The 14,006-nt window shown below is 60.2% G+C and carries 16 protein-coding genes; 9 read left to right on the top strand and 7 right to left on the bottom strand.

Translation table 11 applies throughout. The features are described from left to right. The first annotated feature begins 183 nt into the window (after window positions 1-183). The 6 genes from tusD to D8U61_RS27370 all read left to right on the top strand — a co-directional run bounded on the left by tusD (window position 184) and on the right by D8U61_RS27370 (window position 3,651). Entirely contained in the window at window positions 184-576 is a 393-nt protein-coding gene (gene tusD, locus D8U61_RS27345; RefSeq protein WP_122691927.1) for a sulfurtransferase complex subunit TusD, read from the top strand. 2 nt (window positions 577-578) lie between these two features. Next, complete coding sequence (gene tusC / locus D8U61_RS27350; protein WP_071172887.1) at window positions 579-935, top strand: sulfurtransferase complex subunit TusC; 357 nt, start codon at window positions 579-581, stop codon at window positions 933-935. After that, a complete protein-coding gene (gene tusB / locus D8U61_RS27355; protein ID WP_130888678.1) occupies window positions 935-1,228 on the top strand; it encodes a sulfurtransferase complex subunit TusB in 294 nt (97 codons plus the stop codon). The genes tusC and tusB overlap by 1 nt, the downstream gene beginning before the upstream one ends. Further along, entirely contained in the window at window positions 1,225-1,560 is a 336-nt protein-coding gene (locus D8U61_RS27360; RefSeq protein WP_016770652.1) for a TusE/DsrC/DsvC family sulfur relay protein, read from the top strand. Before tusB ends, D8U61_RS27360 begins: the two co-directional genes overlap by 4 nt. Beyond that, window positions 1,557-2,558 carry a glycosyl transferase family protein gene (locus tag D8U61_RS27365; protein WP_024013405.1) on the top strand — a complete coding sequence of 334 codons (1,002 nt, stop codon included), beginning with the start codon at window positions 1,557-1,559 and terminating at the stop codon, window positions 2,556-2,558. The genes D8U61_RS27360 and D8U61_RS27365 overlap by 4 nt, the downstream gene beginning before the upstream one ends. A gap of 91 nt (window positions 2,559-2,649) precedes the next feature. Further along, window positions 2,650-3,651, top strand: coding sequence for a glutathione S-transferase family protein (locus tag D8U61_RS27370; RefSeq protein ID WP_130901721.1), 1,002 nt, complete (start codon window positions 2,650-2,652; stop codon window positions 3,649-3,651). A 116-nt stretch (window positions 3,652-3,767) separates the two neighbouring features. Here the strand turns inward: D8U61_RS27370 and cysG are convergent, their stop codons facing one another. The 6 genes from cysG to ftsK all read right to left on the bottom strand — a co-directional run bounded on the left by cysG (window position 3,768) and on the right by ftsK (window position 11,447). Beyond that, entirely contained in the window at window positions 3,768-5,162 is a 1,395-nt protein-coding gene (gene cysG, locus D8U61_RS27375) for a siroheme synthase CysG (protein ID WP_071172892.1), read from the bottom strand. Further along, window positions 5,163-6,443, bottom strand: coding sequence for a serine--tRNA ligase (gene serS, locus D8U61_RS27380; RefSeq protein ID WP_024013408.1), 1,281 nt, complete (start codon window positions 6,441-6,443; stop codon window positions 5,163-5,165). A gap of 15 nt (window positions 6,444-6,458) precedes the next feature. Then, a complete protein-coding gene (gene crcB, locus D8U61_RS27385; RefSeq protein WP_123442126.1) occupies window positions 6,459-6,833 on the bottom strand; it encodes a fluoride efflux transporter CrcB in 375 nt (124 codons plus the stop codon). Further along, entirely contained in the window at window positions 6,833-8,155 is a 1,323-nt protein-coding gene (locus tag D8U61_RS27390) for a replication-associated recombination protein A (RefSeq protein WP_051600478.1), read from the bottom strand. Before D8U61_RS27390 ends, crcB begins: the two co-directional genes overlap by 1 nt. A 195-nt stretch (window positions 8,156-8,350) precedes the next feature. Next, window positions 8,351-8,971 (bottom strand): outer membrane lipoprotein chaperone LolA, encoded by a 621-nt coding sequence (gene lolA / locus D8U61_RS27395; protein WP_130928037.1) that lies wholly within the window; start codon window positions 8,969-8,971, stop codon window positions 8,351-8,353. 67 nt (window positions 8,972-9,038) lie between these two features. Continuing rightward, window positions 9,039-11,447 carry a DNA translocase FtsK gene (gene ftsK, locus D8U61_RS27400; RefSeq protein ID WP_041477069.1) on the bottom strand — a complete coding sequence of 803 codons (2,409 nt, stop codon included), beginning with the start codon at window positions 11,445-11,447 and terminating at the stop codon, window positions 9,039-9,041. A gap of 522 nt (window positions 11,448-11,969) precedes the next feature. Here ftsK and aat point away from each other — a divergent pair. The 3 genes from aat (at window position 11,970) to infA (ending at window position 13,747) form a co-directional block, all read left to right on the top strand. After that, window positions 11,970-12,650 carry a leucyl/phenylalanyl-tRNA--protein transferase gene (gene aat / locus D8U61_RS27405; RefSeq protein ID WP_038861865.1) on the top strand — a complete coding sequence of 227 codons (681 nt, stop codon included), beginning with the start codon at window positions 11,970-11,972 and terminating at the stop codon, window positions 12,648-12,650. A 58-nt stretch (window positions 12,651-12,708) separates the two neighbouring features. Beyond that, window positions 12,709-13,416: an arginyltransferase gene (locus tag D8U61_RS27410; protein ID WP_016775265.1), complete on the top strand. Its 708-nt coding sequence runs from the start codon at window positions 12,709-12,711 to the stop codon at window positions 13,414-13,416. A gap of 112 nt (window positions 13,417-13,528) precedes the next feature. Then, window positions 13,529-13,747: a translation initiation factor IF-1 gene (gene infA / locus D8U61_RS27415; protein ID WP_002553999.1), complete on the top strand. Its 219-nt coding sequence runs from the start codon at window positions 13,529-13,531 to the stop codon at window positions 13,745-13,747. On the opposite strand, the gene D8U61_RS27975 is transcribed toward infA, so the two are convergent. Beyond that, the coding region (locus D8U61_RS27975; protein ID WP_206663103.1) for a hypothetical protein at window positions 13,728-14,006 on the bottom strand (279 nt) is incomplete at its 5' end. The two genes, infA and D8U61_RS27975, sit on opposite strands and share 20 nt — an antisense overlap.

Raw genomic sequence — 14,006 nt, forward strand, 5'->3', positions numbered from 1 at the left:
CTGACGGAGCGTTAGTCGAGATACAAGGAGCTGCCGAAGGCTGCGATCTTTTGATTTTGCTTTTCAAAATCAAAAGATCGCAGCCTTCGGCAGCTCCTACAAAGGTATCTGCGTAAAACTCGGGTTTCGCGGCTGTCGCAATAAAGCTTTATCATGGCCGCAGTTTCGCTGATCGAGTCCATCATGAAGTTCGCCATCGCGCTGTTTTCCGCCGCCCATGCGCCCTCCTCGCGCCGTGCCTTGCTGTTTGCCCAGGCCGCGCTGGCCGGCGGCCATGAGATTGTTCGGCTGTTCTTCTATCAGGACGGCGTGTTCAACGCCTCCGATGCGGTGGTGACCCCGCAGGATGAACTGGACGTGCCCAAGCAATGGCGCGCCTTTATCAACGAAAAGCAACTCGACGGCGTGGTCTGCATCGCCGCCGCTCTGCGCCGTGGTGTGTTGAACGAAGAAGAAGCCAAGCGTTACCAGCGTGAAGCGATTTCGCTCAGCACGCCGTGGGAATTGTCCGGTCTGGGTCAATTGCACGACGCCGTGCAGGACGCTGATCGGCTCATCTGTTTCGGAGGCGCTTGAACATGGCCAAATCGCTGTTGATCATCAGCCGCCAATCGCCTTGGTCCGGCCCCGGCGCGCGGGAAGCGCTGGATATCGTGCTCGCCGGTGGCGCCTTTGATCTGCCGATCGGTTTGCTGTTTCTCGATGACGGCGTGCTGCAACTGGCCGCTGGGCAGAACGCCAGGGCCTTGCAGCAGAAAGACCTCAGCGCCAATCTGCAGGCGCTGCCGATGTTTGGTGTCGAAGAGCTGTTCTATTGCGCCGAAAGCGCCAATGCTCGCGGTCTTGGCAACCTGTCGCTGGACGAAGCGCAGCCGCTTGCTGCTGAACACATCACCGCCCTTATTGACCGTTACGATCAGGTGATCACCCTCTGATGTCGACTTTGCATGTGTTGTCTCATTCCCCGTTCGGCGACGATCGTCTGAGCAGTTGTCTGCGCCTGCTCGGCAGCGCCGACGCTGTGTTGTTGTCCGGCGATGCGGTGTATGCGATGCAACCGGACACTGCGCCGTTCGCTGCTCTGCAAGAGCGACCAATCAATCTGTTCGTATTGGTTGAGGACGCACAGGCGCGTGCGATCGAGGTTCCAGACTGGGCCGAGGCCATTGACTACCCGGCCTTCGTCGAACTGTCGATCCATCACGCCAAGGTCAACAGCTGGCTATGAATTCAATGACCGTCGGCGCCCGCGCCATCGAACTGGACAAGGACGGCTTTCTCGTTGACCTCAGCGACTGGTCGGCTGAAGTCGCCAGCGCCCTCGCCGCCGCCGAAGACATCGAGTTGACGCCCGAACACTGGGAAGTCCTTGAGCTTCTGCGTAGCTTCTACGCCGAATTCCAGCTATCGCCGGCCACGCGTCCGCTGATCAAGTACACCGCGTTGAAACTCGGCGCCGACAAAGGCAACAGCCTGCACCTGAACCGACTGTTCAAAGGCACCCCTGCCAAACTCGCCGCGAAACTGGCGGGCCTGCCCAAACCGACGAATTGCCTATGAACGACTTTCCAGCATTGACCCTCGAAACGCCTGCCGAGCACCCGTTCGCGCAATTCGTGCGCATTCTCGGCAAGGGCAAGCGCGGCGCCCGCGACCTGACGCGCGAGGAAGCCCGCGAGGCCATGGGCATGGTGCTCGATGACAAGGTCGAAGATACGCAACTGGGTGCCTTCCTGATGTTGCTGCGGCACAAGGAAGAAAGTGCCGAGGAAATGGCCGGTTTCACCGAAGCCCTGCGCGCACGCTTGCACGCGCCCGCATTGAATGTCGACCTGGACTGGCCGACCTACGCCGGCAAAAAACGCCACCTGCCGTGGTATCTGCTGGCGGCCAAGTGCCTGGCGCAAAACGGCGTACGCATCTTCATGCATGGCGGCGGCGCGCACACGGCCGGGCGTCTGTACAGCGAACAACTGCTGGGCGAACTGAACATTCCCCTGTGCCGCAATTGGCAGCAGGTCGGCGCGGCACTGGACAACGGCGGCCTGGCGTTTATGCCGCTGGTGGACTGGGCGCCACAGTTGCAAAAGATGATCGACCTGCGCAATACCCTGGGCCTGCGGTCGCCGATCCACTCGCTGGCGCGGATTCTCAATCCGCTCGGCGCACGTTGTGGCCTGCAAAGCATTTTCCACCCGGGCTATCAGGCGGTGCATCGCGATGCCAGCGGCTTGCTCGGCGACACGGCAATTGTGGTCAAGGGCGATGGCGGTGAAATCGAGATCAACCCCGACGCCACCAGCCACCTTTATGGCACCAGCGGCGGTCAGAGCTGGGACGAAGAATGGCCGCAGCTGTCAGCGCAGCGCCACGTCAAACCCGCCTCGCTGGACATCGAGCACTTGAAAGCCGTGTGGCGTGGCGATGTGGTCGACAGTTACCCGCAAATGGCCTTGATTGCGACCATGGCCCTCGCCCTGCGCGGTCTCGGTCAGAATCGCGAACAGGCCTTCGCAACCGCAGAACAGTACTGGGCGGCGCGCAACACATCGATCTAACCGATCATTAGCGCCCGATCTTTGCGCTTTTTGGTCGAACTCATCGGAATAGACTCGACTCCAACGAATATTGGTTTTGGGAGTCTTGATCATGGGTTTACTCGTCGACGGCCACTGGCAGGATAAGTGGTACGAAAGCAGCAAGGACGGCGCGTTCCAGCGCGAACAAGCGCAACGCCGCAACTGGGTGACCGCCGACGGTCAGCCAGGCCCCAGCGGTGAAGGCGGTTTCACTGCCGAAGCCGGGCGCTATCACCTCTATGTTTCCCTCGCCTGCCCTTGGGCGCATCGCACGCTGATCCTGCGCAAACTCAAAGGGCTGGAAAGTCTGATCGACGTGTCGGTGGTCAGCTGGCTGATGCTGGAGAACGGCTGGACTTTCGACAAAGCGCTCGGCTCGACCGGCGACAAACTCGATGGCTTCGACTTCATGCATCAGCGCTACACCGCTGACACGCCTGATTACACCGGGCGCGTGACGGTGCCAGTGCTGTGGGACAAGAAACTCAAGCGCATTGTCAGCAATGAATCGGCGGAAATCATCCGCATGTTCAACAGCGCCTTCGACGGGCTCACTGGTAACGATCTGGACTTTTATCCGGCGCCGCTACGCAACGAGATCGATGCGCTGAACGAGCGGATCTACCCGGCGGTGAACAACGGTGTCTATCGTGCCGGATTCGCCACCTCGCAACAGGCATATGAACAGGCGTTCGATGAAGTATTCGCCGAACTGGATCATCTGGAGCAACTGCTGGGTGCCAATCGCTACCTGAGCGGGGAATACCTGACCGAGGCCGACGTGCGCCTGTTTACCACGATGATTCGCTTTGACGCGGTGTATCACGGGCACTTCAAGTGCAACCTTAGGCGGATTGCCGATTACCCGAACCTGTCGAACTGGCTGCGCGAGATGTATCAGTGGTCGGGAATTGCCGAAACCGTGGATTTCCAGCACATCAAGCATCACTACTATGGCAGCCACAAGACCATCAACCCGACCGGCGTGGTGCCGAAGGGGCCGCAGCAGGATTTCAGCGTAGCGCATGATCGCGAGCGGTTGATCGGGAAAGGGGTTTGGCGCCGGGGTTGATTAGCTCGGTGTTTTCGAGACCCCGTTCGCGAGCAGGCTCGCTCCCACACCGGATTTGTGCATGACACAGATCCAATGTGGGAGCGAGCCTGCTCGCGAAGGGAACGACGCGGTGTTTAGACCTGCGCCTGCGCCCCTTCAAACCACGCCAGCTTCTCGCGAAGTTGTACCACTTCGCCGACGATCACCAAGGTCGGTGCATGCACTTCATGCTCCGCCACCATTCGCGGAAGATCCGCCAGCGTGCCGGTGAAAACCCGCTGATTGACTGTAGTGCCCTGCTGAATCAACGCCGCCGGGGTATCCGCCGCGCGACCATGCTTGATCAACTGTTCACAGATGATCGGCAAACCCACCAGGCCCATGTAAAACACCAGCGTCTGCGCCGGGGCGACAAGATCGGCCCATGGCAGATCGGTGGAACCATCCTTCAAGTGGCCAGTGACAAACCGCACGGACTGCGCATGGTCACGGTGGGTCAGCGGAATCCCCGCATAAGCAGCGCAACCGCTGGCCGCGGTAATGCCGGGGACCACCTGGAATGGAATACCGTGGGCCGCGAGTTCTTCGATCTCTTCGCCACCGCGGCCGAAGATAAACGGATCGCCACCCTTCAACCGCACCACGCGCTTGCCGGCCTTGGCCAGATCGACCAGTTGCTGGTTGATCTGATCCTGCGGCACGGCGTGTTCGGAGCGACGCTTGCCGACATACACCCGCTCGGCATCGCGACGGCACAACTCAAGAATTGCCGGCGCCACCAGGCGGTCATAGAGCACCACATCGGCTTGCTGCATCAGACGCAGCGCGCGGAAGGTCAACAGATCCGGATCACCCGGGCCGGCACCGACCAGATAAACCTCGCCAGTGGTGACCATGGGCTCGCCATCGACCTTGGCCTGCAACAGGCGCTCGGCTTCAGCGCCCTGCCCGGCCAGTTGACGATCGGCAATCGGGCCCTGGAAAACGTCTTCCCAGAAGCCGCGACGTTGCTGAACATCCGGAAACAGGTTTTTCACCTGATGGCGAAAACGCGCAGCCAATCCAGCCAACTGACCGTAAGTCGAAGGAATCCAGGTTTCGATTTTCGCGCGGATCAGGCGCGCCAGTACCGGCGCATCGCCGCCGCTGGACACGGCGATAATCAACGGCGAGCGATCGACGATCGCCGGGAAGATCACGCTGCACAAGGCCGGCGCATCGACCACGTTGACCGGCACGCAACGGCGGTGGGCGTCGGTGGAGACTTGCGCGTTGAGCGTTTCGTCGTCGGTAGCGGCAATGATCAGTCCGCAGCCGTCCAGATCCGTTTCGGCGTAACCGCGCAACAGGCATTCACCGCCGCTGGCAGCGACCAGTTCAGCCAGTTGCGTTTCGATTTCAGGTGCGACCACCCGCAGCAGCGCACCGGCATCGGCCAGCAGGCGGGATTTGCGCAAGGCAATTTCCCCCCCACCGACAACCAACACACGACTGCCGCGCAGGTTGTGAAACAGCGGCAGATATTTCATTTAGCCGATGACCTCGAGGCCACCCATGTACGGCTTGAGCACGTCCGGCACGCGGATCGAACCGTCGGCCTGCTGGTAGTTTTCCAGCACCGCCACCAGAGTACGACCGACCGCCAGGCCGGAGCCGTTCAAGGTGTGCACCAGCTCAGGCTTGCCGGTTTCCGGGTTGCGGAAACGCGCCTGCATGCGCCGCGCCTGGAAGTCGCCGCAGTTGGAGCACGAGGAGATTTCGCGGTATTTATCCTGGCTCGGAATCCACACTTCCAGATCGTAGGTCTTGACCGCGCTGAAGCCCATGTCGCCGGTGCACAGCGCCAGGGTGCGGTAAGGCAGACCGAGCAGTTGCAGGACTTTTTCGGCGTTGGCGGTCAGGCCTTCCAGCGCTTCCATCGATTGCGATGGCTCGACGATCTGGACCATTTCGACTTTGTCGAACTGGTGCTGGCGGATCATGCCACGCGTGTCGCGGCCCGACGCACCGGCTTCGCTGCGGAAGCATGGGGTATGGGCGACGAACTTGATCGGCAGCAGTTTCGAATCGACGATTTCGCCGGCAACGATGTTGGTCAGCGACACTTCGGCGGTTGGAATCAGGTACAGATCGGCTTCGCCTTCGCGGGCAATCTTGAACAGATCCTCTTCGAATTTCGGCAACTGGCCGGTGCCTTGTAGCGCCGGAGCCTGAACCAGATAAGGCGTGTAAGCCTCTTCGTAGCCATGTTCGGTGACATGCAGATTGATCATGAACTGCGCCAGTGCGCGATGCAGCCGCGCGATCGGGCCACGCAACAGCGCAAAGCGCGCGCCGGACAGCTTGGCGGCGGTTTCGAAGTCCAGCCAGCCGAACTTTTCGCCGAGGGCAACGTGGTCTTTGACTTCGAAATCGAACTGAGTCGGCGTGCCCCAGCGGCGCACTTCGACGTTGTCGTCTTCGTCCTTGCCGACCGGAACCGACTCGTGCGGCAGGTTGGGGATACCGAGCAGGATCGAATCGAGTTCGGTCTGGATCGCGTCCAGCTCGACCTTGCCAGCGCTCAGCTCGCCCGCCATGCGCTCGACGTCCGCCATCAGCGGCGCGATGTCTTCGCCACGCTGCTTGGCCTGCCCGATGGATTTGGAACGCGCGTTACGCTCAGCCTGCAGTGCTTCAGTGCGGGTCTGGACGGTCTTGCGCTGTTCTTCCAGCGCTTCGATGCGCGCGGTGTCCAGGGCAAAGCCACGGGAAGCCAGGCGGTCCGCTACGTCCTGAAGGTTGCTACGTAACAGTTTGGAATCGAGCATGTCGGTTTCTCGTTATCAAAGTTTGGTCAGGGACAGGCCGGCCCACGTCGCGAGCAGCCCGCCGAATACGCTGAGTGCGGCATAGCCCAGGGCCAGCAACACTTGCCCGCTTTCCAGCAGGCGCACCGTATCCAGTGAAAAGGATGAAAAAGTCGTCAGCCCCCCGAGGAAGCCGACCATCAACCCGGCGCGCACTTCGATCGGCACCTCCGGGCGTATCAGAAACAGGCCGTACAACACGCCAATCAGCAGGCAGCCCACGATATTAACGGCCAGCGTCGCGGTATAGAAGTGCCGCGGCCAATTGGCGCTGACCCAATTACCGGTGGCGAAGCGCAACAAGGTGCCGGCAACACCGCCGACCGACACTGCAAGGATCAATGGAAGCACTATTTTCTCCGCTGCCGAGGGCTCAGACGATCGAGCTGAGCGAGGTGATTGAGCTTCTCGCCGATCTTCAACTCCAGGCCACGGGGCACTGGCTGATAGAACGGAATCGGCTCGAGTTCTTCCGGAAAATAGTCTTCGCCGGCGGCATAGGCGTCCGGCTCGTCGTGGGCGTAGCGGTATTCGTCGCCATAACCCAATTGCTTCATCAGCTTGGTCGGTGCATTGCGCAAATGCAGCGGGACTTCCAGCGAGCCGTTCTCAGCCGCTGCGCGCAGCGCGGTTTTGAAGCCCATGTACACCGCATTGCTTTTCGGTGCGCAGGCCAGATAAGTAATGGCCTGGGCGACTGCCAATTCGCCCTCGGGGCTGCCGAGACGCTCCTGCACTTCCCACGCCGCCAGGCACAGGCTCAGCGCACGCGGATCGGCATTGCCGATGTCTTCGCTGGCCATGCGCACCACGCGGCGGGCCAGATAAAGCGGATCGCAGCCGCCGTCGATCATCCGCGCAAACCAGTACAACGCGCCGTCAGGGTTGGAGCCGCGCACCGATTTGTGCAAGGCCGAGATCTGGTCGTAAAACGCTTCACCGCCCTTGTCGAAACGTCGACGGGTGTCGCCGAGCAGGCTTTGCAGCAGCTCGATGCCGATTTCGCTGTTGTCTTCGGCCAGATCGGAGGCGTTTTCCAGCAGATTGAGCAGACGCCGGCCATCGCCATCGGCGGCCGACAGCAGCATCTGGAAGCCTTCATCGCTCAGGGTCAGGTTGCGCTTGCCCAGCCCGCGCTCTTCGGTGAGTGCGCGGTGCACCAGTTTGCGCAGCGCCGCCTCGTCGAGGCTTTTCAGCACGTAGACGCGGGCACGCGACAACAGGGCGTTGTTGAGTTCGAACGAAGGGTTTTCAGTGGTGGCGCCGATGAAGATCAGCGTGCCGTCTTCAACGTAGGGCAGAAACGCGTCCTGCTGCGACTTGTTGAAGCGGTGCACTTCATCGACAAACAGGATCGTGCGCTTGCCGTACTGGCCGGCCTGCTGCTTGGCGATTTCAACGGCCTGGCGGATTTCCTTGACCCCGGCGAGCACCGCCGAAACCGTTTCGAAGTGCGCATCGGAGACTTCTGCGAGCAAGCGCGCCAGGGTGGTCTTGCCCACGCCCGGCGGCCCCCAGAAAATCATCGAATGCAGCGCGCCCTGCTCCAGCGCCTCACGCAGAGGCTTGCCGCGAGCGAGCACGTGTTCCTGACCGACGTACTCATCCAGATTGGCCGCACGCAAACGCGCGGCCAAGGGTTGGGCAATCGGTGCACTGCGAAACAGATCCATCACGTAGCGTTGAAACCTCTGATTTTCTGAAATCTGCTGAAGAACCTGTGGTGAGGGGATTTATCCACGTTGGGCTGCGAAGCGGCCCCAAAAGCGACGACTGCTGCGCAGCCGGACGGGGTTAAATCCCCTCGCCACAATAGCCCCTCAATAGCAGGCCCTCACCACAAAGGCCCTGACACAAAAGGCTGGTGTTTATTCCTGGATAACGTCGGCACCCTTGGGAATGTCGAATTTGAATTTCGACGCTGGCACCGCTTCGTTGGTCTTGACCCCGGTAAACAGGATATTGGTGCGCTGGCCGACACTGTCGATCAGTTGCATGTCATTGAGCAGACCGTTACGGAACGACAGGCGCAGGTTGTCGAACAGGGTGTCCTTGGTTTTCGGCTTGAGAGTGAAGTCGATCACGCCGCCCGCCTCTTTCGCGCTGATATCGAAGCTCTGGCTGATCTTCGAGACATCGCCGGACAGCAGCAGCGCCGGCGTCTGGGTCAGACGCTCGTCGAGCTTCTTGATGGTCGCCTGTTCCAGGTCCGGGTCCCACAAGGTGACTTTCTTGCCATCGGAGACCATGGTCTGCTCGGCCGGCGCGTTGGTGTGCCAGTAGAACAGACCCGGACGCTGCAGGGTCATGTTGCCGGTGGTTTCTTGCAACTGGGTGCCGGTGCCGTCGAGGGTCAACTGCGAAAAGTTCGCCGACAGGGTTTTCGATGTTTCGAGCAATTGGGTCAGACGCGCCACGTCCTTTTCATCGGCGTGGGCCGTGAGTGTGGTCAGCGCCAGTACTGGCAACAGCATGCGGATAAGGCGCATGAGAGTCCTCTTGAATAATCGTGGGAGAGCGAGTGACGCGTCATTGCGCCACCCGCGTCGTTGCGTTTCAGTCGCGTACCGGGCCCGGGGCCAGGACTTCACGCGAACCGTTAGTGTTCATTGAGGTAACAACGCCGGCCATCTCCATCGCCTCGATCATCCGCGCGGCGCGGTTGTAGCCGATCTTCAGCTTGCGCTGCACAGCGGAAATCGACGCGCGACGGCTTTCGAGGACGAACTGCACCGCTTCGTCATACAGCGCGTCGGCTTCCGGATCATCACCGTCACCACCACCGCTACTGCCTTCAAAGCCGCTGCCTGCCTCTTCGACACCGTTGAGGATATCGTCGTTGTATTCCGGCGCGCCGCGCAGCTTCCACGCTTCGACCACGCGGTGAACCTCATCGTCGGAGACGAATGCGCCGTGGACGCGGATCGGCAGACTGGTGCCCGGCGGCATGTAGAGCATGTCACCGTGACCGAGCAGTTGCTCGGCGCCACCCTGGTCGATGATGGTCCGCGAGTCGATCTTGCTCGATACCTGAAACGCCATACGTGTCGGGATGTTGGCCTTGATCAGACCGGTGATCACGTCCACCGACGGACGCTGGGTCGCGAGAATCAAGTGAATCCCTGCCGCACGCGCCTTTTGCGCAATACGGGCGATCAGTTCTTCAACCTTCTTGCCGACGATCATCATCATGTCGGCGAATTCGTCCACCACTACGACGATGGTCGGCAGTTTCTGCAGCAGCGGCGCTTCGTCGTGAATGCTTTCGCGCTTGTACAGCGGATCGCTCAACGGCTCGCCGGCATCCTGGGCTTCCTTGACCTTGGCGTTGAAGCCGGACAGGTTACGCACGCCCATTTTCGCCATCAGCTTGTAGCGACGCTCCATCTCGGCAACGCTCCAGCGCAAGGCGTTGGCAGCGTCCTTCATGTCGGTCACAACCGGGCAGAGCAGGTGCGGAATGCCTTCATAGATCGACAGCTCAAGCATTTTCGGGTCGATCATGATCAGCTTGGCGTCGTCAGGTCCGGACTTGAACAGGATCGACAGGATCATCGCGTTCACGCCCACCGACTTACCGGAACCGGTGGTACCGGCCACCAGCAAGTGCGGCATCTTCGCCAGGTCGGTGATGACCGGCTTGCCGCCGATGTCATGACCGAGCGCCAGGGTGACCGGCGATTTGAAGTTGTCGTACTCGGGGGTCGACAGCACCTCGGAGAAACGCACGATCTGGCGGTCTTCGTTGGGAATCTCGATACCGACGGTGGTCTTGCCCGGAATCACCTCGACGACCCGCACACTGGTCACCGCCAGCGAACGCGCCAGGTCTTTCGCCAGGTTGGCGATACGGCTGACTTTTACCCCGGCGGCAGGCTGGATTTCGTAACGGGTAATCACCGGGCCCGGGTGGATCGAGTCAACGGTGACTTCGACGCCGAATTCCTTGAGCTTGATTTCCAGCAAGTGGCCGACCGCTGCCAAGGATTCAGGCGAATAGTTGAGCTGTTTCTTTTCCGCAGGATCAAGAATGGAGATCGGCGGCAAGGTGCCTTCGACCGCGCTGTCGACGAACAACGGCGCCTGCTTCTCTTTCTGCACGCGCTTGCTCGGCTCTGGGGCCTTGGCCGGTGCCGGCGCGATCACCGGTGGCACCTGCTTCTCGCGGTCGGACATGTGCTTGCTCAACGCTTGTTCGCGCTCGATCAGGCGTTCCTTGACCTTGGCCTGTTCACGCTTGTCGGTGACAGTCGGTGCGACCACATCGTGGACGCGGTCATCAACCTCACGCAGTTGCGCGACCAGTTGCTTGCGCTCGGTGCGCGCCGACCACCAGCGGTTGAGCGCGCCCTGGAACAGCTCGAACAGATCGAGGGTGATCTTGCCGGTGACGTCCATCACCTTGAACCACGACAGATCGGTGAATACGGTCAGGCCGAACAGGAACAGAGCGATGAACAGCAACGTGCTGCCCTGAATGTTCAGCGCATTCTTCGCCAGATCGCCAAGGCTTTCGCCCAGGGCACCGCCAGCGCCGGCCGGCAGACCGGTCGCGGCATGGAAATGAATGTGCGCCAGCGCAGCGCCGGAGAGCACGAGGAACACCAGACCGATCAGGCGCCAGGAAAACAGCCAGCCGCTCCACTGCCATGGTTCGTGGCGTTGACGGAAGATCTGGTACGCCTTGACCGCCAGCAGCAACGGAAAGATATAGGCGAAGTAGCCGAGCACCATGAACAGGATATCGGCGCTGTAAGAGCCGGCCGGGCCGCCGAAGTTCTGCACATCGTCGATCTTGCTGTTATGGCTCCAGCCCGGGTCGTCCTTGCCGTAAGTCAGCAAAGCCATCATCAGGAACAGGCACAAGGCGCCGATGGCGATCAATGCACCTTCCTTGAGCCGGTAGTGCAGTTGCTGGCGCCAGAGCGGAACGACTGTTTTGGGTGCTTCGGTGGTCTTCTTCAAAACGCTTCTTTTCCTGCGCCCGAGGCGCGTCCATCTATTGAATGACGATAAAAAACTGCCCAATCCAGGCAGGTAAAAAAGGTGAAAAGCTCAACTGGGACTACTTTTAACACTGTGCCACTGGTTTTATAAACACAGCCATAAACACTGTGCGCAGCGAAAAGGCCGTCACAACCCGGCATTGTACGGGTTTGTGCGCCCGACGCCATGTTTCAGACCCCAGCCTTGAGCATAGCCAATCGCACACGCAGTGCCTTGCAATTGGAGCATGCATTGCCTTTTGTGACAAAGGCTTATGAGCTGTATTTGATGAACGTAGCGAACCTGGCCGGATCGGGCTCACAGGAATGCTCAACAGCATCGACACGGCGACGCTTACGACCACGGGCGACACATCAAGTTGCAGCTCAATGCTCGCTGCACCAGACAACTGTGCAGGACAGCGGCGCCGTTTCGCGGCAAACTCTTTCGCGGGGCCTGCACGCCCCCTGACCGCCCTCCCCTTCTGCAAGCCTGGATGCCATGCTGACTTGGTTACAACGTAATTCCCTGACCTTTCCGCCACTGGAAAAAGCCATGCGCGAGCCGAACGGATTGCTCGCCGCCGGCGGCGATCTGTCCGCCGACCGCCTGATCCAGGCCTATCGCCATGGCTGCTTTCCCTGGTTCTCCGAAGGCCAACCCATTCTCTGGTGGTCGCCAGACCCTCGCACCGTGCTGTTTCCCGACGAACTGCACGTCTCGCGCAGTCTCGGAAAGCTGCTGCGCAAGCAACGCTATCAAGTGACTTTCGATCAGGATTTCGACGCCGTCATCCGCGCCTGCGCTGCCCCGCGTGACTACGCCGACGGCACCTGGATCACCGAGGCCATGCAGGATGCTTACGTAGAATTGCATCGGCGCGGTTTCGCTCATTCGGTTGAGGTCTGGGACGAGGGACAGCTGGTCGGCGGCCTGTATGGCCTGGCAATGGGCCAACTGTTTTTTGGCGAGTCGATGTTCAGCCGTGCCGACAACGCGTCCAAATACGGCTTTGCCACGCTGGTGAAGCATTTGAAAGCCGCCGGGTTCGTGCTGATCGATTGCCAGATGCCGACCGATCACCTGCACAGCCTCGGTGCGCGATCCATTCCGCGGGGCGAATTCGCCGACTATCTGCAGCGCCATCTCGACCAACCGAATTCGGCGACCTGGGTTTGCTGAGCGACTTTTGCGCAGGTGGCTTACACTTAATCCACCAGCTTATCCCGAGGGTTGATTCATGACCGAGTTGGCGCGTTTGAAGTTTTATGCCACTCAGCCCCACTCTTGCAGTTATCTGCCCGAGGAGCAGGCCACGACGCTGTTTCTCGACCCGAGTCAGCCCATGGATGTGCATGTCTACGCAGACCTGTCGGAAATGGGCTTTCGTCGCAGCGGCGATCATCTGTACCGGCCGCATTGCCAGAATTGCAATGCGTGCGTGCCTGCGCGCATTCCTTCCGCCCAGTTCATCGCCAATCGCCAGCAGAAGCGTATCTACAAACGCAACGCGGATTTGCAGGTGCAGCCGGTCAAACCGCACTTCAGCGAAGAATATTTCGACCTGTACCAGCGCTACATCGAACAGCGCCATGCCGACGGCGACATGTACCCGCCAAGCCGTGATCAGTTCTCGACGTTCCTGGTGCGTGACCTGCCCTTCTCGCGCTTCTACGAGTTTCGACTCGACGGACGGTTGCTCGCGGTGGCGGTCACCGATCTGCTGCCCAACGGCCTGTCGGCGGTGTACACCTTCTACGAACCGAACGAAGAACGCCGCAGCCTCGGCCGTTACGCAATCCTCTGGCAAATCGCCGAGAGCCAGCGTCTGGGCCTTGAGGCCGTGTACCTCGGTTACTGGATCAAGAACTGCAAAAAGATGAACTACAAGACGCAATATCGACCCATCGAATTGCTGATCAATCAGCGCTGGGTCATCCTGAACTGAACCTGCGGCCTAAACCCCTTGGCGTAAACACCATTTTTCGGGCACAATGCACGCCGCTTTTGCCTGGCGCAGTTGCACCGGGCCATTCATTGGATACCGAGGGCTTTACTGCATGTCGAAAGAAGACAGCTTCGAAATGGAAGGCACTGTCGTCGACACCCTGCCCAACACCATGTTTCGTGTGGAGTTGGAAAATGGGCACGTCGTAACCGCGCATATTTCCGGCAAGATGCGCAAGAACTACATTCGTATTCTTACCGGTGACAAAGTGCGCGTCGAGCTGACGCCCTATGACTTGAGCAAAGGGCGGATCACTTACCGCGCTCGTTAATCAAGTCAATACAGAACGCCCGGGTAATGCCGGGCGTTTTTGTGTCTGCGTTTTGAGGTTTTGGGGCTGGCGGTTTCGCGCTTACAGCATGCAAATCAAAAGATCGCAGCCTCCGGCAGCCCATAGGTTGGATCGCGTGAATTCGATAGAAACGGGTTGACCTGCGGGCCGCCTTCGCGAGCAGGCTCGCTCCCACAGAAAAGCAAGCAGCGCAGCTGCCCGCGGCGAAGCCGCCCCACTCAACAATGAGCGCAAGCTC

This window comes from Pseudomonas sp. Sample_14, from assembly GCF_004307515.1.
Taxonomy (GTDB): Bacteria; Pseudomonadota; Gammaproteobacteria; order Pseudomonadales; family Pseudomonadaceae; genus Aquipseudomonas; species Aquipseudomonas atacamensis.